Genomic DNA, 25,006 nt, shown 5'->3' on the forward strand with positions numbered 1-25,006 from the left:
ACAATCGGAGGTAAAACATGAGACATGACGGAAGACAACATGATGAGCTGCGTCCAATCACGTTTGATTTGGACTTTATCAGCCATCCGGAAGGGTCTGTTCTAATAACAGCGGGGAATACAAAAGTAATCTGCAACGCATCTGTAGAGGACCGCGTACCGCCGTTTTTGCGGGGCGGAGGCAAAGGCTGGATTACAGCTGAATACAGCATGCTGCCGCGGGCTACAAATCAAAGAACGATCAGAGAATCTTCCAAAGGAAAAATTTCCGGCAGAACGATGGAAATTCAGCGTTTGATCGGCCGCGCGCTTCGGGCAGTCGTTGATTTAGAGAAACTGGGCGAACGGACGATTTGGATTGACTGTGATGTCATTCAGGCGGACGGAGGAACGAGAACGGCTTCCATTACCGGAGCATTTCTTGCCATGGCGATTGCGGTTGGCAAGCTTCTCAAAGCAGGAACGATTAAAACAAACCCGCTCACTGATTACCTGGCAGCGATCTCTGTCGGAATTGATAAAGAGCGGGGAATTTTGTTAGATTTAAATTATGATGAAGATTCTGCTGCTGAAGTTGATATGAATGTCATCATGACAGGCAGCGGCCGCTTTGTGGAGCTTCAGGGAACAGGGGAAGAGGCAACCTTTTCACGTGAGGATCTGAATGGGCTTCTCGGTCTTGCAGAAAAAGGCATTCAGGAACTGATTGACAAGCAAAAAGAAGTACTGGGCGATTCTCTTCCAGAACTGAAATAATGACAGAAAGGCTTGATCATCATGAAAGAAGCAATTATTGCAACTCACAATCCGGGAAAAGTGAAGGAATTTAAAGAAATCCTTGAGCCGAAAGGGTACGAGGTAAAATCATTAGCTGAAATCGGGTTTACAGATGAAATTGAAGAGACAGGCCATACGTTTGAAGAAAATGCGATTCTAAAAGCGGAAGCGGTGGCGAAAGCAGTGAACAAAATGGTGATTGCAGACGACTCCGGCTTGTCCGTTGATAATTTAGGAGGCCGTCCCGGCGTCTATTCAGCACGCTATGCAGGGGAACAGAAAGATGACCAGGCGAATATCGATAAAGTGCTGAGCGAGCTGAGAGGCATCGAAAAAGAACAGCGTACGGCACGTTTTCGCTGCGCGCTTGCCGTAAGTATTCCGGGAGAGGAAACAAAAACAGTCGAAGGTCATGTTGAAGGTTATATTGCCGAAGAGCCGAGAGGAGAATACGGATTTGGCTATGACCCGATCTTTATCGTCAAAGATAAAGATAAAACTATGGCCGAGCTGACAAGTGATGAAAAAAATAAAATCAGCCACAGGGCTGACGCGCTTAAAAAGCTGTCGAAGCTGTTGGAGGCATAAGGGGGAGCTTATATATGAACGTGCTGATTATCAGTGACAGCCATGGGCTTGAAGAGGAGCTTCAAACCATAGCGAAACGTCATGAAGCGGATGTTGATCTCATGATTCATTGCGGAGACTCTGAGCTTGAAACCGGCCATCCGGCGTTAGAGCCTTATTCCGTTGTAAAAGGCAATTGTGATTTTATCGGCGATTTTAAGGACGAGCTCCTGCTGACGGCCGGTTCCAAAAAAATATTGGTTACGCACGGACACCTTCATGGTATTAAACAGACCTTGCTAAACGTATACTATCGTGCAGAGGAGCTCGGAGCGGATATCATTTGCTTCGGGCATTCACACATCGCAGGAAGCGAAATGCTGCGCGGAAAACTGCTGATTAATCCCGGCAGCATCCGCCTTCCAAGAGTGCGCAGCACAGAAAGCTATGCTATACTGTCTTTAGAAAATGATACAGCAACAGTGCGTTTTTATAACCAAGCAGGCGATGAAATCATTGATTTGCAACACCGGGTAACCCTATGAAATATCACATGAGGAAGAAAATTTTCTTCCTCATGAAAAAAATTCTAAAAAACCGTTGACTTATCATTGCATCCCATATATAATAAATCTTGTCGCTGATAGTTAAAGCGAAAACAAAAAACAAAACGTGTCCCAGTAGCTCAGCTGGATAGAGCAACGGCCTTCTAAGCCGTCGGTCGGGAGTTCGAATCTCTCCTGGGACGTACCAAGAAAAAACCTCAAATCTTTAAAGGATTTGAGGTTTTTGTTTATGATGATTTTTTATTTGTTATTTAACGTATCATCATCCAGATCGCGGACATTCCCTTCTTTATTCAGACGCGGTTCTTCTTTTTTCACAGTTTCGGAAATATGTTCGTTTTCTTCGACAGTCCGTTTTCCGACAACCACTTCATCCGTAACAACTGGTTTTTTTGTCACTTCGAGCTTTTCCTCAACGATAGGAACTCTGACCGTTTCTGAGTCATTTACGGGAGAAGCGTCTGCCGTGTTTTCATCCACCGGACGGCGTTCAACGTAAATTTCATCATGTCTTACCGGAATGTCCATATCTCTTTGTTCTGTTTTGACTTCTTTTCCGATTTCCACTTCTCCGGTTTGGATATCTTCTTTATCCACTTTCAGCTGTTCTTCTCGAAGCGGCATGGTTTTTTCTTCTTTTGTTGTATAATCTACTGTCTCATTTGTATTTGCAAAGCCGCCTGAAAGGGCATTGCCGTTATCAATAGTTGCATCTAAGTCTGCGTCTGTATCAACGGCTACGAGAAGCTTTCCGTCATCCAGGTCCTCTTGGTACTTGTCTATTTCGTCATTTGAGATATCCAGGTCTGATAATGCTTTGCTGTGTGCGCCAGTATCATCCATTGTGAAATAATCTTTCAGTTTATCAAAAAAGGATTCAGAATCGCTATTATTTGTTTCAAGGGCTTGGTTTACTTCTGTCCCTGTACGGGATTCGAGATAATCGGTATCCTGGCGATTTGTGACAACAGAAATATCGTCAGAATCATACCCCTTTGTTAGCAAGCCTTCAATCACTGCAATGGTCTCTTGCGGAGTTTCGTATACACCAACTACACTTTTTGTCATATTAATCTCCTCCTCTGTAAAAATAAAATTTTATCGTTCTTGTCGTCTTTAATTCCCGTTACGTTTTAAAATAAACAAAATAGAAAACACTTGGTGCTGCCAACAGCATTCAGGCGAAAGACAGGAGGAAATAAAAAAGATAGATAAGACAGAAACATAGTCCCGCACTTATCTATCCTTTATATTTCACAATTCCTTTGTCATAAACACGCTGTTCGGATCTTCTATATAGTCTGCAAACGGCTGGCAATACCGGAAACCGAAGCTTTCATAAAGTTTTCTAGCCGGCTCGAAAGAAGTCATTGGCCCCGTTTCCAAACTCAATCGATGATAGCCGCGCCGCTTGGCTTCTACTATAATGTGCTGAAGAACCTTGCTGGCAACGCCCTTTCTTAAATGGGAAGAAGAGGTTCGCATCGACTTAATTTCTCCATGCCGGCTGTCCAGTTCCTTAAGTGCTCCGCAGCCGGCTAATTCATTGTCGTCCCAAGCGCTCCAAAATGTAATCTCAGGTTTTTTCAGCCTTTCTATGTCCAGGGCATGAATACTTTCAGCCGGAGACATGAGAGTCATGCTATGTAAATGCTCACTTACTAATTCGATCACTTGATGTCCGGTCAAATCATCTACTTTAATATGCAAAATGAATTCCTCCTCAAAAACGTGTCACTCTGAACAGACTTATCCTTTATCTTAAAATATATCCTTTTTGCTTCCAAATAGTAAGATAGGAAACCTCACAGTCTATTAACTTTATTAAAGATGAATAAATTAACAAGTGCCGAACATAGATGTTCGGCACCTCATGATATTTTAATATCGAAATCCTCCGTGTACTCCAGATGCTCCGCCGAATCCTCCGGCGTGCGTTGCGGGAATACTGAAACCGCCGCCATGGCCGCTATAGCCGGCACCTGAAAATTGCTGCCCGTAAAATCCTGAAGCATATGGAAATGAGGAGTACATAGCAGAGGGGGTGCTTAGCGGGCTGTATGCCTGGCTGTACGGCTGTCCGTATCCAAAGCCTCCAAATGGCTGGTGGCCTTGCTGATAAAAGCTGGGAGCTGCCGGATAAAATGGCTGGGGAAAGCTTGGAAAACCCCCGGGAAATCCTTGGATGTCTGCTAATGATTTATTCATCTCGTATCACCTTTTCTTTGCAAGATAACACCAGTGTATGACGAAAAATAATGAAAGAGCCTATCCGAACTGAAATTGTTTTTTGCCAGAAGATCTTTCATATGTACGTCTCATCGAAACAAAAACACGTCATATTATATGACATGTTTATATGAAATTGAAAAATTCGAGTGTAAACTTGATAGATTAATAAAAAAATTACAAAAACTTTTATCTTTTGAAATTCCTTATATACCAATAATGAAAGCGTATACAGTATAGTTTGATTAATCTAAATTGTCTAATAATTTTAAAAAATGCTGTTGACACTGCGTCCAAAGCGGCGTAATATGAGTTCAACAAAAGATAAACGCAAGTTTCACAAGCACAAATGATTGCAATAGGATTTTAAAAAAATGAAAAACAAACGATCTTCTTGGACGGCAGAAAAGCTGTTCAAGAGACTGAATATGAAAAGCGCAGATGAGGATAAGTAGCCTTGAAAAAGCTTTCCACAGAGAACCGGATTAGCTGAGAACCGGCGAAGCTTTACAAGGTGAACTCGCCTCAGAGTGCCAGTCTGAAATCACAGTAGGACTTGGCCGGGTGAACGATGATGTTTACTCGTTATTAAAACGGATAGGAATATCCATGAGACGGCCGCATGAAAGGCCGTAAACAAGGGTGGTACCGCGGAAAGAAGAGCCTTTTCGCCCCTTTTGGCTATCGCATTCAATGCGCGGCTGATTGTGGGCGGAAGGGCTTTTTTTATTGAATAATCAGCTGTAAAGCTAATAAATGATGATCTTTAGAGGATGAAAATCCAAAAGGAGGAACTAAAAATGGGGACTAATGTACAGGTGGATTCAGCATCTGCCAAATGTACACAGACGATGAGCGGAGCGTTAATGCTGATTGAATCATTAAAGAAAGAAAAAGTAGAAATGATATTCGGCTATCCGGGCGGAGCTGTACTTCCGATCTACGATAAGCTGTACAATTCGGGAATGGTACATATCCTTCCCCGGCACGAGCAAGGCGCCATTCATGCAGCAGAAGGATACGCGAGAGTTTCTGGAAAACCAGGGGTCGTTATTGCGACATCAGGCCCGGGAGCGACAAACCTTGTTACTGGACTTGCGGATGCCATGATTGATTCACTGCCTTTAGTCGTCTTTACAGGGCAGGTGGCAACCTCCGTTATCGGCAGCGATGCTTTTCAGGAAGCGGACATTTTGGGGATTACAATGCCGGTTACAAAACACAGCTATCAGGTCCGCCAGCCGGAAGATCTGCCGCGCATCATTAAAGAAGCATTCCATATTGCGACAACGGGAAGACCGGGACCTGTATTAATCGATATTCCGAAAGATGTTGCAGCAATTGAAGGGGAATTCAGCTATGATCACGAGATGAATCTCCCGGGATATCAGCCGACAACGGAGCCGAATTATTTGCAGATCCGCAAGCTTGTGGAAGCTGTAAGCAGCGCAAAGAAACCGGTTATCCTAGCGGGTGCGGGCGTATTGCACGGAAAAGCGTCAGAAGAATTAAAAAATTATGCCGAGCAGCAGCAAATTCCAGTTGTACACACGCTTTTAGGACTTGGGGGTTTCCCGGCAGACCATCCGCTTTTCTTGGGGATGGCGGGGATGCATGGCACTTATACAGCGAACATGGCCCTTCATGACTGTGATCTTTTAATCAGCATCGGCGCCCGTTTTGATGACCGCGTCACAGGAAACCTGAAGCATTTTGCGAGAAACGCAAAGATTGCCCACATTGATATTGATCCGGCTGAAATCGGAAAAATCATGAAAACACAGATTCCGGTTGTCGGCGACAGCAAAGTTGTCCTGCAAGAGCTGATCAAACAAAACGGCAAACAAGGCGATTCAAGCGAATGGAAAAAACAGCTTGCCGAGTGGAAAGAAGAGTATCCGCTCTGGTACGTAGACAATGAAGAAGAAGGCTTTAAACCTCAAAAATTGATTGAATACATTCATCAATTTACAAAGGGGGAAGCCATTGTCGCAACGGATGTCGGCCAGCATCAAATGTGGTCAGCACAATTTTATCCGTTCCAAAAGGCAGATAAATGGGTGACATCAGGCGGTCTTGGAACAATGGGTTTCGGCCTTCCGGCAGCGATTGGCGCACAGCTGGCCGATAAAGATGCAACCGTGGTGGCGGTGCTTGGAGACGGCGGTTTTCAAATGACGCTACAGGAACTTGATGTTATTCGCGAATTGAATCTGCCGGTTAAAGTTGTGATCTTAAATAACGCTTGTCTCGGAATGGTAAGACAGTGGCAGGAGATTTTCTATGAAGAGCGTTATTCAGAGTCTAAATTCGCTTCACAGCCTGACTTTGTCAAATTGGCAGAAGCATACGGCATTAAAGGCATCAGAATCTCCTCTGATGCAGAAGCGAAGGAAAAGCTGGAAGAGGCATTGACATCAAAAGAACCGGTTGTCATTGACGTTCGGGTCGCCAGCGAAGAAAAAGTATTCCCGATGGTGGCTCCGGGGAAAGGGCTGCATGAAATGGTGGGGGTGAAACCTTGAAAAGAATTATCACATTGACTGTGGTGAACCGCTCCGGCGTGTTAAACAGGATCACCGGTCTATTTACAAAAAGACACTACAACATTGAAAGCATTACAGTTGGACACACAGAAACAAGCGGCGTCTCCAGAATTACCTTTGTCGTTCACGTTGAAGGAGAAAATGATGTTGAACAGCTGACAAAACAGCTTAACAAACAAATTGATGTGCTGAAAGTCACTGACATCACAAATCAATCAATTGTCCAAAGGGAGCTGGCCTTAATCAAGGTCGTTTCCGCACCGTCAACGAGGACAGAGATTCACGGAATTATAGAGCCGTTCAGAGCTTCTGTCGTTGATGTCAGCAGAGACAGCATCGTTGTACAGGTGACTGGCGAATCTAACAAAATTGAAGCGCTGATTGAATTACTAAAACCGTATGGAATCAAAGAAATTGCGAGAACAGGTACAACGGCTTTTGCGAGGGGCACTCAGCAAAAGTCGTCATCCAATAAAACAATATCTATTGTATAAAACAAAACAAGGGAGAGATTGAAATGGTAAAAGTATATTATAACGGTGATATCAAAGAGAACGTATTGGCTGGAAAAACAGTAGCGATTATCGGTTATGGCTCACAAGGGCATGCACACGCGCTGAACCTGAAAGAAAGCGGAATTGACGTGATTGTCGGTGTCAGACAAGGAAAATCTTTCACTCAGGCGCAAGAAGACGGACATCGAGTATTTTCAGTAAAAGAAGCTGCGGCTCAAGCTGAGATCATTATGGTTCTTCTTCCGGATGAACAGCAGCAAAAAGTATATGAAGCTGAAATCAAAGATGAGCTGACTGCAGGCAAATCATTGGTCTTCGCTCACGGATTTAACGTTCATTTCCACCAAATTGTTCCACCGGCAGATGTTGACGTATTTTTGGTAGCGCCTAAAGGTCCTGGACATTTGGTTAGAAGAACATATGAGCAAGGAGCAGGCGTACCGGCGTTGTTCGCGATCTATCAAGATGTGACAGGTGAAGCGAAAGATAAAGCTTTGGCATACGCAAAAGGAATCGGCGGAGCAAGAGCAGGCGTTTTGGAAACGACATTTAAAGAAGAAACAGAAACGGATCTGTTCGGTGAGCAAGCTGTACTTTGCGGAGGATTAACTTCCCTTGTAAAAGCTGGATTTGAAACATTAACTGAAGCTGGTTATCAGCCGGAACTTGCATACTTTGAATGTCTTCATGAGCTGAAATTGATCGTTGACCTTATGTATGAAGAAGGCTTGGAAGGCATGAGATACTCTATTTCTGATACTGCTCAATGGGGAGATTTCGTATCCGGGCCGCGTGTTGTAGACGCAAAAGTAAAAGAATCAATGAAAGAAGTCTTAAAAGACATCCAAGACGGAACATTTGCAAAAGAATGGATCGTAGAAAACCAAGTAAACCGTCCTCGTTTCAACGCAATCAATACGAGCGAAAACGAACATCAAATCGAAGTGGTGGGAAGAAAGCTTCGTGAAATGATGCCGTTTGTCAAACAAGGCAAGAAGAAGGAAGCGGTGGTCTCCGTTGCGCAAAATTAATTTTTTCGATACGACGCTTCGTGATGGTGAACAATCCCCTGGAGTAAACTTAAATACACAGGAGAAACTTGCCATAGCAAAGCAGCTCGAAAGACTCGGGGCAGATATCATTGAAGCGGGATTTCCCGCTTCGTCCCGAGGTGACTTTTTAGCTGTGCAGGAAATCGCAAGAACCATAAAAAATTGTTCTGTGACAGGTCTTGCCCGCTGTGTAAAAGGTGATATTGATGCGGCCTGGGAAGCGTTAAAAGACGGTGCTCAGCCAAGAATTCACGTATTCATTGCCACATCGGACATTCATTTAAAACACAAGCTGAAAATGACGCGTGAACAGGTCATCGAAAGAGCCGTTGAAATGGTGAAATACGCAAAAGAGCGTTTCCCGATTGTTCAATGGTCTGCTGAAGATGCCTGCCGAACTGAACTGCCGTTTTTAGCGGAAATCGTAGAAAAAGTGATTGACGCAGGGGCTAGTGTCATCAACCTTCCGGATACAGTCGGCTATTTGGCTCCGGCAGAATACGGGAATATCTTTAAATATATGAAAGAGAACGTTCCAAACATTCATCAAGCAAAGCTGTCAGCTCACTGCCACGATGATTTGGGAATGGCAGTCGCCAATTCTCTCTCAGCGATCGAAAATGGCGCCGATCAAATTGAATGTGCGATTAACGGAATTGGTGAAAGAGCCGGAAATGCTGCATTAGAGGAAATTGCAGTTGCCCTTCATATCAGAAAAGATTTCTATCAAGTCGAAACAGGCATTACGCTAAATGAAATAAAACGCACTAGTGATTTAGTAAGCAAGTTCACAGGTATGGCTGTTCCGCGAAATAAAGCGGTAGTGGGCGACAACGCATTTGCTCATGAATCAGGCATCCACCAGGACGGCTTCTTAAAAGAAAAATCAACATACGAAATTATTTCACCAGAGCTTGTCGGTGTAACGGCAGATGCGCTTGTCCTAGGCAAGCATTCAGGACGCCATGCATTTAAAGACCGGCTGACTGCATTGGGATTCCAATTTGATAGTGAAGAGATTAATAAGTTCTTTACGATGTTTAAAGAGTTAACTGAGAAGAAAAAAGAAATCACTGATGAGGATCTTGTCTCTCTTATTTTAGAAGAAAAAGTAACAGACCGCAAGATTGGGTATGAATTTCTTTCTCTGCAAGTCCATTATGGAACATCTCAGGTCCCTACGGCTACGGTTTCTTTGAAAAATCAAGAAAACGCCCAGCTTATTCAGGAAGCGGCAACAGGAGCCGGAAGCGTGGAAGCGATATACAATACCCTTGAACGCTGTATTGATAAAGATGTGGAGCTCTTAGACTACCGCATTCAGTCCAATAGAAAAGGCGAAGACGCATTTGCCCAGGTTTATGTAAGAGTAGTAGTAAACGGAAAAGAATCAGCAGGGCGGGGCATAGCGCAAGACGTATTAGAAGCTTCGGCGAAAGCCTATCTGAACGCTGTCAACCGTCAATTGGTTTTCCAGTCTAATATGAACGGACTGCAAAACCATACAGCTGTCGGATCATAAAAGAAAGGAGAACTTAATTTGAAGAAACGGATTGCTCTATTGCCCGGAGACGGGATCGGCCCCGAAGTATTAGAATCAGCGACAGACGTGCTGAAAAGTGTTGCCGAACGCTTCAGCCATGAATTTGAATTTGAATACGGCCTTATTGGAGGAGCGGCAATTGACGAACACAACGACCCTCTCCCAGAGGAAACCATTGCGATTTGTAAAAAGGCTGATGCTATTTTGCTTGGTGCTGTCGGCGGCCCGAAATGGGATCAAAACCCTTCGGAGCTGAGACCCGAAAAAGGTCTGCTCAGCATTAGAAAACAGCTTGACCTGTTTGCGAATTTACGGCCTGTGAAAGTGTTTGAAAGCCTTTCTGACGCTTCGCCTTTGAAAAAAGAATATATTGATAACGTTGATTTCGTTATCGTTCGTGAACTGACAGGCGGTTTGTATTTCGGACAGCCGAGCAAACGCTATGTAAACAGTGAAGGTGAGCAAGAAGCGGTAGACACACTGTTTTATAAGAGGGAAGAAATTGAACGCGTGATCAGAGAGGGCTTTAAAATGGCGGCTGCCAGAAAAGGCAAGGTTACCTCTGTTGATAAAGCGAACGTTCTTGAATCAAGCAGGCTGTGGCGGGAAGTGGCTGAAGACGTCGCAAAAGAATATCCTGATGTGAAACTTGAGCATATGCTCGTTGATAACGCGGCTATGCAGCTGATTTATGCACCGAATCAATTTGATGTCGTGGTGACTGAAAATATGTTTGGTGACATTTTAAGCGACGAAGCGTCCATGCTAACAGGTTCTCTCGGAATGCTTCCGTCAGCCAGCTTATCAAGCTCAGGACTCCATCTGTTCGAGCCTGTACACGGCTCAGCACCTGACATAGCAGGGAAAGGGATGGCAAATCCATTCGCGGCGATATTATCAGCGGCAATGCTTTTGAGAACATCTTTCGGGCTTGAAGAAGAAGCGAAAGCTGTAGAAGATGCAGTCAATCAGGTTCTTACTTCCGGAAAAAGAACAAGAGACTTGGCAAGAGGCGAAGAATACAGCAGCACTCAGGCCATTACAGAGGAAGTAAAGACGGCATTGATGAGTGAAAATACAATTTCTAACGTGTGACAGCTTATGGTGTAAGCGGTCTTAGTTCATAGGTAGAGGGAGGAAATAAAGATGATGCCTCGAACGATCATCGAAAAGATTTGGGATCAGCATATTGTAAAACATGGTGAGGGAAAACCGGATCTTCTCTATATTGATTTGCATCTCATCCATGAGGTGACATCCCCTCAGGCATTTGAAGGGTTGAGACAAAAGGGAAGAAAGGTCAGGAGACCGCAAAATACATTCGCAACGATGGATCACAACATTCCAACCGTCAATCGCTTTGAGATAACGGACGAAGTTGCGAAACGCCAAGTGACAGCGCTTGAGCGGAACTGCGAAGAGTTTGGCGTACGCCTTGCCGATCTTCACAGCGTAGATCAGGGGATTGTCCATGTAGTCGGGCCCGAGCTTGGCTTAACGCTTCCGGGAAAAACGATCGTATGCGGCGACAGCCATACTTCCACTCACGGTGCATTCGGCGCCCTGGCATTTGGAATCGGAACGAGTGAGGTTGAGCATGTTCTTTCTACACAGACACTCTGGCAGCAGCGTCCGAAAACGCTTGAGGTGCGTGTAGACGGGACACTGCAAAAAGGGGTAACGGCAAAGGATGTCATTCTTGCTGTTATCGGTAAATACGGCGTGAAATTCGGCACCGGTTACGTTATTGAATACACTGGGGAAGTATTCAGAAACATGACGATGGATGAGCGGATGACCGTTTGCAACATGTCAATTGAAGCCGGAGCAAGAGCAGGTTTGATTGCGCCTGACGAAGTGACATTTGAATATTGCAAAAACCGCAAGTATACGCCAAAAGGAGAAGAATTTGATAAAGCCGTAGCAGAATGGAAAGCGCTGCGCACTGATCCAGGTGCTGTTTACGATAAATCAATTGTGCTTGACGGCAATGACATTTCTCCTATGGTGACATGGGGTATCAACCCGGGAATGGTTCTTCCTGTCGATTCTGAAGTTCCGGCGCCGGAAAGCTTTTCAGCGGAAGATGACAAAAAAGAAGCGATTCGCGCTTATGAATATATGGGGCTGACTCCTCATCAGAAAATTGAAGACATTAAAGTGGAGCACGTATTTATCGGTTCCTGTACAAATTCACGCATGACTGACCTCCGCCAGGCTGCCGATATGATCAAAGGGAAAAAGGTGGCTGAAAGTGTTAGAGCAATCGTCGTGCCTGGATCTCAGAGCGTAAAACTTCAGGCTGAAAAGGAAGGGCTTCATCAGATCTTCTTAGACGCTGGATTTGAATGGAGAGAATCAGGCTGCAGCATGTGTTTGAGCATGAATAATGACGTTGTTCCTGAAGGAGAGCGCTGTGCGTCAACCTCTAACCGTAACTTTGAGGGCAGACAAGGAAAAGGCGCGAAAACACATCTCGTCAGCCCTGCGATGGCTGCGATGGCCGCCATTCACGGCCATTTCGTGGATGTCAGAAAGTTTTATCAGGAAAAAACAGTTGTGTAAGGAGTGCACGAGATGGAACCTTTGAAAACACATACGGGGAAAGCGGCCGTATTAAATCGTATTAATGTTGATACAGACCAGATCATTCCGAAACAATTTCTAAAGAGAATTGAAAGAACGGGCTACGGCCGTTTTGCATTCTTTGACTGGAGATACGATGCGAATGGCGAACCAAACCCGGAATTTGAATTAAACCAGCCGGCTTATGAAGGGGCGTCCATTTTAATAGCGGGAGAAAACTTCGGCTGCGGGTCATCGCGTGAACACGCTCCGTGGGCGCTTGATGACTACGGCTTTAAAATCATTATCGCACCGTCATTTGCTGATATTTTCCACCAAAACTGCTTTAAAAACGGTATGCTGCCGATTCGTATGCCGTATGACAATTGGAAAAAGCTTGTCGGACAATACGAAAATCAGTCACTGCAAATGACAGTCGATCTTGAAAATCAGCTTATTCACGACAGCGAAAGCAATCAGATCTCATTCGAAGTCGATCCGCATTGGAAAGAAATGCTGATCAACGGCTATGATGAAATTTCATTAACGCTTTTACTTGAAGATGAAATTAAGCAATTTGAGTCGCAGAGAAGCTCTTGGCTTCAAGCTTAAAAAAAGCTGCCCGGCAATTTGTCCGGCAGCTTTTTTTGCCTGGCAGAACCTTTCCTTTCTTGTTTTTGTGTACGGGTGTTGATACACTTGAACAAAATAAATGCCTGAAAGGAATATAGGTATGACGCATGACAAGAAAAACGCAAAAATTATTCCTTTTCCTCATTTGAAAGACCGTCTGGTGGAAAAAGGAATGTCCTCGCTGAAGGAGAAAAAGTATCAAGAGGCGCTGGAACTGTTTTCAGAAGCAATGAAATATGATGATACTGAATCAGATCTTCACTTGGGTATGGCCATTTGCTTTTTGGAGCTGGGCGAATTGGAAGAGGCAAAACGTGTATGCGAAAAGATGCTGAAAGAAGGATACGGCCAGTATTTTACAGTTTTACAAGTATACATGACGATCTTAATTCAGCTTAAGAAATACGAAGAAGTCAAAAGCACGATTGAGGCCGTCCTGGAGGAAAATCAGCTGCCTGCGGAAAGCGCCGAGCAATTTTATAAACTGCTTGATTTCAGCCGCAAAATGACCGACCCAGAGCGAGAAGACGAGGCTTGGGCCGAAGAGTATGAAGATGTGATCGACACGGAGAAAGTGTTAGCCAGCCCAGAGGAACAAATGAATTTGATCCATTCATTGAAAGACCGCAATGTAGCGAAGTATACGGGGCTGTTAAAAACAATTCTTGAAGATCCCGCTGCTCACCCGATTATCAAGACGATGATCGTGATGTTAATGGCGGAACACGACTACAGCAAACCGGTCCACATTACAAAATTCGGCGACTCCATGACAATCGAGCCGAGCGAGACTGTCCCGCCTGACGCCTCCCCGATTTTGCACCGCGTTCTCCGTGTGCTGGATGAAACGCTTGGGAATGAAAATCCAACCCTGTATGCAGCGGTAGAAGAACTGTGGAGAAGACATTTGTATGTTTTATATCCATTTCAGCCAAAATTGCTGTCTGCCGATCTTTGGGCGGCGGCCCTGCATAAAGTCGGCTATGAAATGCATGGGATTGAGATTGAAAGAGAAGAGCTGCATATGATGTATGAGTTTACCGACAGAGAACTTGATGAAGCGTGCACAATGATTAAAGATATTGAAGAAATTTCTTATTTGTAAATCACGCCATATAGTTGAAAGCGGTATGTGTTATGTTATAATATAATGGTTGTATTTGTGTATAACGGGTTATAAGAAATACGGTTGGACAGGCTTTGCAGTTCATTATTAAAATGTATACATAATGATTCTGATCTTTGGCAGCTTCGTTTTTGATGGACGAAGCCGAATGATTGCTTTAGAATGGAAGACCGACACAACCTGAATAGATTTTTGGAGGGAAACACATGTCTGTAAAATGGGAAAAACAAGAAGGCAACGAAGGCGTTTTAACGGTTGAAGTTGATGCTGAAACATTTAAAACGGCACTTGATGATGCATTTAAAAAAGTAGTTAAGCAAGTTTCAATTCCTGGATTCCGTAAAGGGAAAATTCCTCGCGGTTTATTCGAACAGCGCTTTGGCGTAGAAGCTCTTTACCAAGATGCTTTGGATATTCTTCTTCCTGTAGAATACCCTAAAGCGGTTGAAGAAGCTGGAATCGAGCCTGTAGACCGTCCTGAAATCGATGTTGAAAAAATCGAAAAAGGCGAAAGCTTAATCTTCACTGCAAAAGTAACAGTGAAACCTGAAGTGAAGCTTGGCGAATACAAAGGCTTAGGCGTCGAAAAAGACGACACAGCTGTAACTGACGAAGATGTTCAAAACGAACTAAAGGGGCTTCAAGAGCGTCAAGCTGAGCTTGTTGTAAAAGAAGAAGGCGCTGTTGAAGAAGGAAACACAGTTGTTCTTGACTTCGAAGGATTCGTTGACGGCGAAGCATTCGAAGGCGGAAAAGCTGAAAACTATTCACTTGAAGTGGGTTCAGGTTCATTCATCCCTGGCTTCGAAGATCAGTTAGTTGGCCTTGAAGCAGGTGCTGAGAAGGATGTTGAAGTAACATTCCCGGAAGAGTACCACGCTGAAGATCTTGCCGGCAAACCAGCTGTCTTCAAAGTGAAAATTCACGAAATCAAAGCGAAAGAGCTTCCTGAGCTTGACGATGAATTCGCAAAAGATATCGATGAAGAAGTGGAAACACTTGCTGAATTGACTGAAAAAACGAAGAAACGCTTAGAAGAAGCTAAAGAAAACGAAGCTGACGCTAAATTGCGTGAAGAGCTTGTTCTGAAAGCTTCTGAAAACGCTGAAATCGATGTTCCTCAAGCGATGATCGACACTGAGCTTGACCGCATGCTGAAAGAATTCGAACAGCGTCTTCAAATGCAAGGCATGAACCTTGAGCTTTACACTCAATTCTCAGGCCAAGACGAAGCTGCGTTAAAAGAGCAAATGAAAGAAGATGCTGCAAAACGCGTAAAATCTAACCTGACTCTTGAGGCGATTGCGAAAGCGGAAAACCTTGAAGTAACAGATGAGGAAGTTGATGCTGAGCTTTCTAAAATGGCTGAAGCATACAACATGCCTGTTGAAAATATCAAACAAGCCATCGGTTCTACTGACGCGATGAAAGAAGATTTAAAAGTTCGCAAAGCAATTGATTTTCTTGTAGAAAACCGTTAATATGGTGCATAATAATAGTAATAATAAAACAGGGCGCGAATGATTCGTGCCTTGTTTTGTACAATTATGATATATCTCTTTTTCTTGGGGCAATATAGTTAATGCAGGCTGTTTTTTGTCATACATATAGAATGTGCAAGTCAGAAACACAATGTTACCGTCTTTTTGGAAAGTATGGTAAAATGCAATACATACTCGTTTCGTTTCAAGAATCATTTTCTTTTGCTCTGCCGGTAAAAGAAAAAGTGAGACAAGATTAAGGGGTGAAAGAATGTTTAAATTCAACGAGGAAAAAGGACAATTAAAATGCTCGTTCTGTGGAAAAACACAAGATCAGGTTCGTAAGCTTGTAGCTGGACCTGGTGTATATATATGTGACGAATGTATCGAACTCTGCACTGAAATTGTGGAGGAAGAACTCGGAACAGAAGAAGAAGTAGAATTTAAAGATGTGCCGAAGCCGCAGGAAATTCGTGAAATTCTGAATGAATATGTAATCGGTCAGGATCAGGCGAAGAAATCACTAGCTGTTGCGGTGTATAACCACTACAAACGCATCAACTCCAACAGCAAAGTGGACGATGTCGAGCTTTCGAAAAGTAACATTTCATTAATCGGCCCGACAGGAAGCGGTAAAACCCTTCTTGCGCAAACTTTAGCCCGTATTTTAAATGTGCCGTTTGCGATTGCTGACGCTACGTCCCTGACAGAAGCTGGATATGTAGGTGAAGATGTAGAGAATATTCTCTTGAAACTCATCCAAGCTGCTGACTATGACGTGGAAAAAGCGGAAAAAGGAATTATTTATATTGATGAAATCGATAAAGTGGCAAGAAAGTCTGAAAACCCGTCTATTACACGTGATGTGTCAGGTGAAGGCGTGCAGCAGGCATTGCTAAAAATTCTTGAAGGAACTGTGGCGAGCGTGCCGCCTCAAGGCGGACGTAAGCACCCTCATCAAGAGTTTATTCAAATTGACACAACAAACATTTTGTTCATTTGCGGCGGTGCCTTCGATGGTATCGAACAAATCATCAAACGCCGTTTAGGACAAAAAGTGATTGGCTTCGGTTCAGATAATAAGGCTGCAGATCTGGAGAAAGAAGACCTTCTTTCAAAAGTGCTTCCAGAAGACTTGCTCCGTTTCGGATTAATTCCGGAATTCATCGGACGTCTTCCGGTTATTGCAAGTCTTGAAAAGCTTGACGAAGAAGCGTTGGTTGCGATCTTAACAAAACCGAAAAACGCTCTTGTGAAGCAGTTCAAGAAAATGCTTGAGCTTGATAATGTTGAGCTTGAGTTTGAAGAAGAAGCACTGTCTGAAATTGCTAAAAAAGCAATTGAGCGTAAGACAGGAGCACGCGGACTCCGTTCCATCATTGAAGGCATTATGCTTGATGTGATGTTTGACCTGCCTTCCCGTGATGACATTGAAAAATGTGTGATTACTGGGGCGACTGTAACGCATGGAGAACCGCCTCGCCTTTTGTTAAAGGATGGAACTGAAGTTAGCCAAGATAAAACGTCTGCTTAAAAATGAAAATGAACCTCCTGAGTGGTAACATTCAGGAGGTTTTTTTGTTGTGTAAACTCTTCCGGAAAACGTTTATTCCCCTCTTTTATGGGAGATACTAGCAATCAGAGGAATGAATTGGATACATAAATTGTTTTTCAGGAGGGACCACCATGAGTTGGACAGGGATCGCTTTATTTATTCAGCTGTTTTTTGGGATTATCATTGGTTTGTATTTTTGGAATTTGCTTAAAAATCAAAGGACACAAAAAGTCACGATAGATAAGGAATCAAAGAAGGAAATGGAGCAGCTTCGCAAAATGCGGGCTATCAGCCTGTCCGAACCGTTATCTGAAAAGGTGCGCCCTAAAAGCTTTCAAGATATCGTCGGTCAGGAAGACGGGATTAAAGCGTTAAAAGCTGCGTTGTGCGGACCGAATCCCCAGCACGTCATTGTCTATGGACCGCCGGGAGTCGGAAAAACAGCTGCTGCAAGGCTTGTGTTAGAGGAAGCCAAAAAACATAAGCAATCACCTTTTAAAGAGCAGGCTGTTTTTGTGGAACTCGATGCAACAACGGCTCGATTTGATGAAAGAGGAATTGCTGATCCGCTCATTGGATCTGTACATGATCCAATATACCAAGGGGCCGGAGCGATGGGACAGGCAGGTATTCCGCAGCCGAAGCAGGGGGCTGTCACGCATGCCCACGGCGGTGTATTGTTTATTGATGAAATTGGGGAGCTGCACCCGATTCAAATGAATAAAATGTTAAAGGTGCTTGAGGACCGGAAAGTATTTTTAGACAGCGCTTATTACAGCGAAGAAAATACACAAATACCGAACCACATTCACGATATTTTTCAAAATGGGCTTCCAGCTGATTTTCGTCTGATCGGTGCGACAACAAGAATGCCTAATGAAATCCCTCCGGCAATCCGATCCCGCTGTTTAGAGGTATTTTTCCGCGAGCTTGAGAAAGATGAGCTGAAATCAGTTGCCAAAACAGCAGTGGATAAGATTGAAAAGAATATTTCTGAAGAGGGGCTTGATTTGCTGACCAGCTATACGCGGAACGGCCGGGAAGCCGTCAATATGATTCAAATCGCGGCGGGAATGGCGGTGACCGAAGATCGGAAGGACATCACCATTGAGGATATAGAATGGGTGATTCATTCCAGCCAGCTTACCCCTAAGCACGAGCAGAAAATCGGCACTGCACCGCAAATCGGCATTGTAAACGGACTCGCAGTGTATGGCCCTAACAGCGGTTCGCTGCTGGAAATCGAAGTGAACGTAACACCGGCTCAGGATAAAGGGTCAATTAACATTACCGGAATAGCAGAAGAAGAAAGCATCGGCAGCCAATCAAAATCAATTCGCCGGAAAAGCATGGCAAAGGGCTCGGTTGAGAATGTGCTAACCGTACTGCGTACAATGGGAATGAAGCCTTCAGACTATGATATCCACATTAATTTTCCGGGCGGCATTCCGATTGACGGGCCGTCGGCAGGTATTGCCATGGCGGCGGGAATTTTTTCAGCCGTTCATAAAATTCCGATTGACAACACGGTTGCCATGACAGGCGAGATCAGTCTAAACGGACTTGTAAAACCGATTGGAGGCGTGATCCCGAAAATTAAAGCGGCAAAACAGTCCGGTGCCAAAAAAGTTATTATCCCGCATGAAAATCAGCAATCGATCTTAAAACAGATTGAAGGGATCAAAATTGTGACGGTGAAAACGTTCCAGGAAGTGCTTGATGAAATTTTAGTGAACCCGCCTACTGAACAAAAACCGTTTAACATGCAAATGAATAAAGAATCGGTCTGACCCTATTTTGAAAATAGGGTTTTTTTTATGAAGGACATCTTTTCCTTTTTCAGATGAGAAAGAAAGGGTATACTACGAGGAGACTGTGTTATAGAAAAGCTGAACCATGCCGTTTATTGTACAAGGATGAAAAAGTTGTATTATAATGGTTCATACTAAAGTCACGGAGGTGTCAGTCACATGGCAGAAGAATTAAAACGCAGCATCCCGCTCCTCCCTTTAAGAGGTTTATTAGTGTACCCGACAATGGTTTTGCACTTAGATGTAGGACGTGACAAGTCGGTTCAGGCCCTTGAACAGGCAATGATGCATGATCATATGATATTTTTAGCTACTCAGCAGGATATTTCGATAGACGAACCGGGTGAAGACGAAATTTTTACTGTCGGCACCTATACGAAAATTAAACAAATGCTGAAGCTTCCGAACGGTACGATCCGTGTGCTGGTGGAGGGCATACAGCGCGCCCAGATCATTGAATACAGTGAGCATGAGGATTATACATCGGTAGACATTCAGCTGATCCATGAAGATGATTCAAAAGATACAGAAGACGAAGCGCTGATGCGGACTTTGTTGGACCACTTTGATCAGTACATAAAAATTTCTAAAAAAATCTCAGCCGAAACGTATGCCGCGGTTACTGATATCGAAGAGCCGGGCAGAATGGCAGACATTGTTGCTTCTCACCTGCCTCTTAAACTAAAGGATAAGCAGGATATTTTAGAAACGGCCGATGTCAAAGACAGACTGAATAAGGTCATTGATTTTATCAACAATGAAAAAGAAGTGCTTGAGATCGAGAAAAAAATTGGCCAGCGTGTCAAACGTTCAATGGAGCGTACGCAAAAGGAATATTATTTGCGCGAACAGATGAAGGCGATCCAAAAAGAGCTAGGCGATAAAGAAGGCAAAACAGGTGAAGTTCAATCGCTGACCGAAAAAATCGAAGAAGCGGGTATGCCTGAACATGTGAAGGAAACGGCTCTTAAGGAATTAAACAGATATGAAAAAATTCCGTCCAGTTCTGCCGAAAGTTCTGTTATCCGCAATTATATTGATTGGCTGGTCGCTCTCCCATGGACGGATGAGACAGAAGATAAGCTTGATTTAAAAGAGGCTGAACATCTTTTGGACAAAGAACATCACGGACTTGAAAAAGTGAAAGAGCGTATTTTAGAGTATTTGGCGGTTCAGAAGCTGACAAAATCCTTAAAAGGCCCGATTCTCTGTTTGGCAGGACCTCCGGGGGTCGGAAAAACGTCCTTAGCCAAATCGATTGCTAAAAGTATGGATCGGAAATTTGTCAGAATTTCACTTGGCGGGGTGCGCGACGAATCAGAAATTCGCGGGCACAGACGGACATATGTCGGGGCAATGCCGGGACGTATTATTCAAGGCATGAAAAAAGCCGGCAAGCTGAATCCGGTCTTCTTACTAGACGAAATTGACAAAATGTCTTCTGATTTCAGAGGCGATCCGTCATCCGCAATGCTTGAAGTGCTTGATCCGGAGCAAAACAGCACCTTCAGCGACCACTACATTGAGGAGACCTTTGATCTGTCAAAAGTGCTCTTTATCGCTACGGCTAACAATTTAGCGACAATCCCGGGACCGCTTAGAGACAGAATGGAAATCATTAATATTGCGGGCTACACGGAAGTGGAAAAACTTGAAATTGTGAAAGATCACCTTCTTCCGAAGCAGATCAAGGAGCATGGGCTCAAAAAGAGCAACCTGCAGCTGCGTGATCAGGCCATTCTTGATATTATTCGCTATTATACGAGAGAAGCAGGCGTGAGAAACCTCGAACGCCAGCTTGCTGCCATCTGCCGCAAGGCCGCAAAAGCCATTGTTTCTGAAGATAGAAAACGGATTACAGTTACGGAGAAAAATCTTCATGACTTTATCGGAAAACGAATTTTCAGATACGGACAAGCAGAAACGGAAGATCAGGTGGGCGTCGTCACGGGGCTGGCTTATACAACTGTCGGCGGAGATACGCTGTCGATTGAAGTATCGCTTTCTCCAGGGAAAGGAAAATTGATCCTGACGGGTAAGCTTGGCGATGTCATGAGAGAGTCTGCTCAGGCGGCTTTCAGCTACGTGCGTTCAAAAACAGAAGAACTTGGCATTGAACCTGACTTTCATGAGAAGTATGATATTCATATACACGTTCCTGAGGGTGCCGTGCCTAAAGATGGTCCTTCTGCCGGTATAACAATGGCTACTGCGCTTGTTTCTGCTTTAACAGGACGGGCTGTATCGCGTAAAGTCGGAATGACTGGCGAAATTACGCTTCGCGGACGCGTGCTTCCGATCGGCGGACTGAAAGAAAAAGCACTCGGGGCACATAGAGCGGGATTGACGACCATTATTGCGCCTAAAGATAATGAAAAAGATATAGAGGATATTCCAGAAAGCGTCAGAGAGGGGCTTACCTTTATATTGGCATCCCACTTAGACGAAGTTTTGGAACATGCCTTAGTAGGAGAGAAGAAATGAAAGTCACAAAGTCAGAAATCGTAATCAGTGCAGTTAAACCTGAACAGTACCCTGAAGGGGGGCTTCCGGAGATTGCACTGGCCGGAAGATCGAACGTTGGAAAGTCATCTTTTATCAATTCATTGATTAATCGTAAAAATCTTGCGAGAACATCATCAAAACCGGGAAAAACACAAACATTAAATTTCTACATTATTAATGACGAATTGCATTTTGTTGATGTACCGGGTTACGGTTTTGCCAAAGTGTCAAAATCCGAGCGTGAAGCTTGGGGCAGAATGATTGAAACCTACATCACGACACGCGAGGAATTGAAAGCAGTGGTGCAGATCGTTGATTTGCGGCATGCACCGTCTAATGATGATGTGCAGATGTATAAATTCTTAAAGTATTACGGCATTCCTGTTATTATTATCGCTACAAAAGCGGATAAGATCCCGAAAGGAAAATGGGACAAACATGCGAAGGTTGTCCGACAGACATTAAATATTGATCCGGAAGACGAGCTGATTCTCTTCTCCTCAGAAACGAAAAAGGGGAAAGACGAAGCTTGGGGAGTGATCAAAAAAATGATAAACCGGTAGAGAATACTCTCTGCCGGTTTTATTTATCGTATAGATTTTTTTCGTTTTATCAATAATAACAATAAACTGATTCCGATAAATACAAATGGCCAATACTCTTTCAGCAGGGCCGTGGGAACATGCGCAGACTCGAGCCATGCCATAATCTGTTTGAAAAAGTAAAGAAACAGGGAAAAACAAATCATCGAAACAGCTTCATATACATATTCTTTTTTCTGAACGGTTGAAACGAGCAGTGAGAAGCCGACCATGAAGAGTAGCATTTCAAAATCATCCGGCCACCATGTCCACTTTGGCTTAGCGAAAAAGTGCAAACCGATTCCGAAGAGAAGCAAGCCGATAAAGAAATGGGGGGAGACAGCTTCTTTTTTTCCTTGGTATATAAAGGATGCGCCTAACAGCATAAGAAGAACAGGCCATTGATCCTGACCTGAAAACAGTTCGGCTTGGCCGCTTTCAAGCCATGCGTAAACGGATGCGGCGAGCAGCAGACAAGGAAATAAAATTGATTTTTGTTTCATGCATATCACCTTCTTGTTTTCTAGAGCTGATTTTAAGTAAGTTTCTGCTGTTTTTGGTATTGTCAATAGGAACATATTTTGTTCGTGAAGCTTTTTCTAATATAGCACAAGATTTTTGAAATCTGTTCACAATTTGCGAAAGAAACTATGTTATAATTATTATAAATAATGAATTCTATGTTAGAATGATTATAAATTAAAGTTTGGGTGTTGGGGGTGTAAGGAAAGCTATGCATATACTTGTTGTGGGAGTAGATTATAAATCCGCCCCTATTGAGATACGTGAAAAAGTAAGTTTTCAGCCGAATGAGCTTGCAGAAGCGATGGTGCAGCTAAAAGCAGAGAAAAGCATTCTCGAAAATATCATCGTATCTACCTGCAACCGCACTGAAATTTATGCGGTAGTCGACCAGCTCCATACCGGCCGTTATTATATAAAAAAATTTTTAGCTGACTGGTTTCACTTAAGCAAAGAAGACCTGTCGCCGTTTTTAAGATTTTATGAAAGCGATGCGGCTGTTGAGCATTTGTTCCGTGTAGCCTGCGGATTGGATTCTATGGTGATCGGTGAAACGCAAATTCTCGGTCAGGTGCGCGACAGCTTCAAAACAGCTCAGCAAGAAAAAACGATCGGCACGATTTTTAATGAGTTGTTTAAGCAGGCGGTTACAGTGGGTAAACGGACTCATGCCGAAACAGACATTGGCTCTAATGCAGTGTCTGTTAGCTATGCGGCCGTTGAGCTTGCGAAAAAAATCTTCGGAAACCTTTCAAGCAAGCATATATTGATCCTTGGTGCAGGAAAGATGGGCGAGCTTGCAGCCGAAAATCTGCATGGACAGGGAATCGGAAAAGTGACCGTCATTAACAGAACATACTTGAAAGCGAAAGAACTTGCAGACCGTTTCTCCGGTGAAGCGCGAAGCTTAAATCAGCTTGAAAGCGCGCTTGCAGAAGCCGATATTTTAATCAGCTCTACCGGTGCGAGTGATTTTGTTGTGTCTAAAGAAATGATGGAAAACGCGAATAAGCTTCGCAAGGGCCGTCCTTTATTTATGGTGGACATCGCCGTGCCAAGAGACTTGGATCCCGCTTTAAACGATCTAGAAGGCGTCTTCCTTTATGATATAGACGATCTTGAAGGGATCGTAGAAGCGAACCTGAAAGAGCGGAGAGAAACCGCTGAGAAGGTTGAACTGTTAATCGAAGAAACCATTGTGGAGTTTAAACAATGGCTGAATACACTCGGTGTAGTGCCCGTCATTTCCGCATTGCGTGAAAAAGCGCTGGCAATCCAGTCTGAAACGATGGACAGCATCGAACGGAAGCTGCCTCATTTGACGACAAGAGAGAAAAAACTTTTGAATAAACATACGAAAAGTATCATTAATCAAATGCTCCGCGACCCGATATTAAAGGTGAAAGAACTTGCGGCAGAGGCTGATTCTGAAGAAAAGCTGGCTTTGTTTAAGCAGATTTTTGATATAGAAGAAGCTGCGGGCCGGCAAATGATCAAAAGCGTTGAAGGCAGACAAAAGGTCCATTCTTATAACAAGGCTGAATCAAGAGCGGGGTTTGCCCCACTTGTAAGTGAGTGAAAGCTGAATGATTGATACTGCAATGGCAAGACTTAATGAAGGGACAATCGTCATTTACGCATTAAGTGTACTCTTTTATTTTATAGATTTTCTTCAACACAACCGGAAGGCTGGGAAAATGGCCTTCTGGTTGCTTTCTATTGTCTGGACTCTGCAAACCGTGTATTTAGCCTACTTTATGTGGGTGACGGGGCGGTTTCCGGTATTAAATGTGACGGAGGCGCTTTATTTTTATGCTTGGGTGCTTGTCACACTGTCACTTGTACTGACAAAGCTGCTGCGTGTTGATTTTATTGTGTTTTTTACAAATGTAATAGGGTTTGCTATGATCGCCATTCATACATTTTCACCGACGGAGCAGCAGTCAGCGGCTTTTTCGGGTCAGCTCGTATCGGAGCTGTTAGTGATTCATATTACAATGGCGATTCTTTCTTACGGCGCTTTTTCCCTTTCTTTTGTATTTTCTGTGCTCTATTTGTTTCAATATCATCTCTTAAAAAAGAAAAAATGGGGAAAGTGGCTGTTGAGAATAGAAGATTTGTCTAAGCTTGATTATATGGCGTATGTTCTGAATGTCATCGGAGTTCCAATGCTTTTGCTGAGTTTGATTCTTGGCGTCATTTGGGCGTATGTGTCTCTAGAAACGCTGTATTGGTTCGACGCCAAAGTGCTTGGTTCGTTTGTCGTCCTGCTTCTGTACAGCTATTATCTCTATATCAGGCTGATTAAAGAGCTTCAGGGAAAGGTCGCCGCACTGTGGAATACGGCTTGTTTTCTCGTGCTGATGATCAATTATTTCCTGCTCGGAAGCCTGTCTCAATTCCATTGGTTCAGTTAAATAATGTGCCCAAGCA

Annotated in this window: 22 protein-coding genes, 1 tRNA gene and 1 other annotated feature; of the genes, 19 read left to right on the forward strand and 4 right to left on the reverse strand. The window is 43.8% G+C overall.

All coding sequences use genetic code 11. The features are described 5' to 3' along the window. The first annotated feature begins 17 nt into the window (after positions 1-17). From rph to KXD37_RS01420, 4 genes are all read left to right on the forward strand, one after another. Positions 18-755, forward strand: coding sequence for a ribonuclease PH (rph, locus tag KXD37_RS01405; RefSeq protein WP_127696677.1), 738 nt, complete (start codon positions 18-20; stop codon positions 753-755). A 12-nt stretch (positions 756-767) separates the two neighbouring features. Then, positions 768-1,364 carry an XTP/dITP diphosphatase gene (locus KXD37_RS01410; RefSeq protein ID WP_101863450.1) on the forward strand — a complete coding sequence of 199 codons (597 nt, stop codon included), beginning with the start codon at positions 768-770 and terminating at the stop codon, positions 1,362-1,364. A gap of 14 nt (positions 1,365-1,378) precedes the next feature. Then, the gene (locus tag KXD37_RS01415) at positions 1,379-1,888 is read left to right on the forward strand and encodes a YfcE family phosphodiesterase (RefSeq protein ID WP_024122391.1); all 510 of its coding nucleotides are present in this window, start codon (positions 1,379-1,381) and stop codon (positions 1,886-1,888) included. Between the two features lie 129 nt (positions 1,889-2,017). After that, a tRNA-Arg gene (locus KXD37_RS01420) sits at positions 2,018-2,091 on the forward strand. Positions 2,092-2,149: 58 nt separating this feature from the next. On the opposite strand, the gene KXD37_RS01425 is transcribed toward KXD37_RS01420, so the two are convergent. The 3 genes from KXD37_RS01425 to KXD37_RS01435 all read right to left on the reverse strand — a co-directional run bounded on the left by KXD37_RS01425 (position 2,150) and on the right by KXD37_RS01435 (position 4,117). Beyond that, a complete protein-coding gene (locus tag KXD37_RS01425; RefSeq protein ID WP_151174411.1) occupies positions 2,150-2,977 on the reverse strand; it encodes a YsnF/AvaK domain-containing protein in 828 nt (275 codons plus the stop codon). A 186-nt stretch (positions 2,978-3,163) separates the two neighbouring features. Then, positions 3,164-3,619 carry a GNAT family N-acetyltransferase gene (locus KXD37_RS01430; RefSeq protein ID WP_151174410.1) on the reverse strand — a complete coding sequence of 152 codons (456 nt, stop codon included), beginning with the start codon at positions 3,617-3,619 and terminating at the stop codon, positions 3,164-3,166. Between the two features lie 171 nt (positions 3,620-3,790). Next, positions 3,791-4,117 carry a hypothetical protein gene (locus KXD37_RS01435; RefSeq protein WP_213417801.1) on the reverse strand — a complete coding sequence of 109 codons (327 nt, stop codon included), beginning with the start codon at positions 4,115-4,117 and terminating at the stop codon, positions 3,791-3,793. A gap of 450 nt (positions 4,118-4,567) precedes the next feature. Next, positions 4,568-4,817 (forward strand) — a binding site (T-box leader). A gap of 121 nt (positions 4,818-4,938) precedes the next feature. On the opposite strand from KXD37_RS01435, the gene ilvB reads away from it, so the two are divergent. The 13 genes from ilvB (at position 4,939) to yihA (ending at position 22,033) form a co-directional block, all read left to right on the forward strand. Next, positions 4,939-6,663 carry an acetolactate synthase large subunit gene (gene ilvB, locus KXD37_RS01440; protein WP_263463213.1) on the forward strand — a complete coding sequence of 575 codons (1,725 nt, stop codon included), beginning with the start codon at positions 4,939-4,941 and terminating at the stop codon, positions 6,661-6,663. Beyond that, entirely contained in the window at positions 6,660-7,178 is a 519-nt protein-coding gene (ilvN, locus tag KXD37_RS01445) for an acetolactate synthase small subunit (RefSeq protein WP_095714278.1), read from the forward strand. The genes ilvB and ilvN overlap by 4 nt, the downstream gene beginning before the upstream one ends. A gap of 23 nt (positions 7,179-7,201) precedes the next feature. After that, on the forward strand, positions 7,202-8,230 hold the full coding sequence (gene ilvC / locus KXD37_RS01450; protein ID WP_024122384.1) for a ketol-acid reductoisomerase: 1,029 nt from the start codon (positions 7,202-7,204) through the stop codon (positions 8,228-8,230). Beyond that, positions 8,217-9,773, forward strand: a complete 1,557-nt coding sequence (locus KXD37_RS01455) for a 2-isopropylmalate synthase (RefSeq protein ID WP_024122383.1) — start codon at positions 8,217-8,219, stop codon at positions 9,771-9,773. Before ilvC ends, KXD37_RS01455 begins: the two co-directional genes overlap by 14 nt. A gap of 18 nt (positions 9,774-9,791) precedes the next feature. After that, entirely contained in the window at positions 9,792-10,889 is a 1,098-nt protein-coding gene (gene leuB / locus KXD37_RS01460) for a 3-isopropylmalate dehydrogenase (RefSeq protein WP_059293476.1), read from the forward strand. Between the two features lie 51 nt (positions 10,890-10,940). Continuing rightward, positions 10,941-12,359 (forward strand): 3-isopropylmalate dehydratase large subunit, encoded by a 1,419-nt coding sequence (leuC, locus tag KXD37_RS01465; protein ID WP_106020211.1) that lies wholly within the window; start codon positions 10,941-10,943, stop codon positions 12,357-12,359. Between the two features lie 12 nt (positions 12,360-12,371). After that, positions 12,372-12,971 (forward strand): 3-isopropylmalate dehydratase small subunit, encoded by a 600-nt coding sequence (leuD, locus tag KXD37_RS01470; RefSeq protein WP_101861315.1) that lies wholly within the window; start codon positions 12,372-12,374, stop codon positions 12,969-12,971. Positions 12,972-13,092: 121 nt separating this feature from the next. Beyond that, the gene (gene ddcA / locus KXD37_RS01475; RefSeq protein WP_024122379.1) at positions 13,093-14,097 is read left to right on the forward strand and encodes a DNA damage checkpoint antagonist DdcA; all 1,005 of its coding nucleotides are present in this window, start codon (positions 13,093-13,095) and stop codon (positions 14,095-14,097) included. Between the two features lie 227 nt (positions 14,098-14,324). After that, entirely contained in the window at positions 14,325-15,599 is a 1,275-nt protein-coding gene (tig, locus tag KXD37_RS01480; RefSeq protein ID WP_024122378.1) for a trigger factor, read from the forward strand. A gap of 271 nt (positions 15,600-15,870) precedes the next feature. Beyond that, a complete protein-coding gene (gene clpX, locus KXD37_RS01485; protein WP_024122377.1) occupies positions 15,871-17,133 on the forward strand; it encodes an ATP-dependent protease ATP-binding subunit ClpX in 1,263 nt (420 codons plus the stop codon). A 152-nt stretch (positions 17,134-17,285) separates the two neighbouring features. After that, on the forward strand, positions 17,286-18,944 hold the full coding sequence (gene lonB / locus KXD37_RS01490; RefSeq protein ID WP_254517815.1) for an ATP-dependent protease LonB: 1,659 nt from the start codon (positions 17,286-17,288) through the stop codon (positions 18,942-18,944). A gap of 180 nt (positions 18,945-19,124) precedes the next feature. Further along, entirely contained in the window at positions 19,125-21,449 is a 2,325-nt protein-coding gene (gene lon / locus KXD37_RS01495) for an endopeptidase La (RefSeq protein WP_127696682.1), read from the forward strand. Further along, positions 21,446-22,033 (forward strand): ribosome biogenesis GTP-binding protein YihA/YsxC, encoded by a 588-nt coding sequence (yihA, locus tag KXD37_RS01500; RefSeq protein WP_106020210.1) that lies wholly within the window; start codon positions 21,446-21,448, stop codon positions 22,031-22,033. Before lon ends, yihA begins: the two co-directional genes overlap by 4 nt. A 23-nt stretch (positions 22,034-22,056) precedes the next feature. On the opposite strand, the gene KXD37_RS01505 is transcribed toward yihA, so the two are convergent. Continuing rightward, positions 22,057-22,554, reverse strand: a complete 498-nt coding sequence (locus tag KXD37_RS01505; RefSeq protein WP_101861313.1) for a hypothetical protein — start codon at positions 22,552-22,554, stop codon at positions 22,057-22,059. Between the two features lie 230 nt (positions 22,555-22,784). On the opposite strand from KXD37_RS01505, the gene hemA reads away from it, so the two are divergent. Continuing rightward, positions 22,785-24,152: a glutamyl-tRNA reductase gene (gene hemA / locus KXD37_RS01510; protein ID WP_188323192.1), complete on the forward strand. Its 1,368-nt coding sequence runs from the start codon at positions 22,785-22,787 to the stop codon at positions 24,150-24,152. A 7-nt stretch (positions 24,153-24,159) separates the two neighbouring features. Further along, positions 24,160-24,990, forward strand: coding sequence for a cytochrome c biogenesis protein (locus tag KXD37_RS01515; RefSeq protein ID WP_010335178.1), 831 nt, complete (start codon positions 24,160-24,162; stop codon positions 24,988-24,990). Positions 24,991-25,006 lie beyond the last annotated feature (16 nt).

The sequence above is a fragment of the Bacillus sp. XT-2 genome (genome assembly GCF_025696525.1).
Classification (GTDB): Bacteria; Bacillota; Bacilli; order Bacillales; family Bacillaceae; genus Bacillus; species Bacillus halotolerans.

Excerpts from the sequence above, each read along its gene's own strand:
- leuC (WP_106020211.1), top strand. The coding sequence starts at position 10,941 with ATGATGCCTCGAACGATCATCGAAAAGATTTGGGATCAGCATATTGTA.
- lon (WP_127696682.1), top strand. The coding sequence starts at position 19,125 with ATGGCAGAAGAATTAAAACGCAGCATCCCGCTCCTCCCTTTAAGAGGT.
- clpX (WP_024122377.1), top strand. The coding sequence starts at position 15,871 with ATGTTTAAATTCAACGAGGAAAAAGGACAATTAAAATGCTCGTTCTGT.
- ilvC (WP_024122384.1), top strand. The coding sequence starts at position 7,202 with ATGGTAAAAGTATATTATAACGGTGATATCAAAGAGAACGTATTGGCT.
- tig (WP_024122378.1), top strand. The coding sequence starts at position 14,325 with ATGTCTGTAAAATGGGAAAAACAAGAAGGCAACGAAGGCGTTTTAACG.
- lonB (WP_254517815.1), top strand. The coding sequence starts at position 17,286 with ATGAGTTGGACAGGGATCGCTTTATTTATTCAGCTGTTTTTTGGGATT.
- ilvB (WP_263463213.1), top strand. The coding sequence starts at position 4,939 with ATGGGGACTAATGTACAGGTGGATTCAGCATCTGCCAAATGTACACAG.
- KXD37_RS01505 (WP_101861313.1), bottom strand. The coding sequence starts at position 22,554 with ATGAAACAAAAATCAATTTTATTTCCTTGTCTGCTGCTCGCCGCATCC.
- KXD37_RS01425 (WP_151174411.1), bottom strand. The coding sequence starts at position 2,977 with ATGACAAAAAGTGTAGTTGGTGTATACGAAACTCCGCAAGAGACCATT.
- ddcA (WP_024122379.1), top strand. The coding sequence starts at position 13,093 with ATGACGCATGACAAGAAAAACGCAAAAATTATTCCTTTTCCTCATTTG.
- KXD37_RS01435 (WP_213417801.1), bottom strand. The coding sequence starts at position 4,117 with ATGAATAAATCATTAGCAGACATCCAAGGATTTCCCGGGGGTTTTCCA.
- hemA (WP_188323192.1), top strand. The coding sequence starts at position 22,785 with ATGCATATACTTGTTGTGGGAGTAGATTATAAATCCGCCCCTATTGAG.
- leuD (WP_101861315.1), top strand. The coding sequence starts at position 12,372 with ATGGAACCTTTGAAAACACATACGGGGAAAGCGGCCGTATTAAATCGT.
- KXD37_RS01415 (WP_024122391.1), top strand. The coding sequence starts at position 1,379 with ATGAACGTGCTGATTATCAGTGACAGCCATGGGCTTGAAGAGGAGCTT.
- rph (WP_127696677.1), top strand. The coding sequence starts at position 18 with ATGAGACATGACGGAAGACAACATGATGAGCTGCGTCCAATCACGTTT.
- yihA (WP_106020210.1), top strand. The coding sequence starts at position 21,446 with ATGAAAGTCACAAAGTCAGAAATCGTAATCAGTGCAGTTAAACCTGAA.
- KXD37_RS01515 (WP_010335178.1), top strand. The coding sequence starts at position 24,160 with ATGATTGATACTGCAATGGCAAGACTTAATGAAGGGACAATCGTCATT.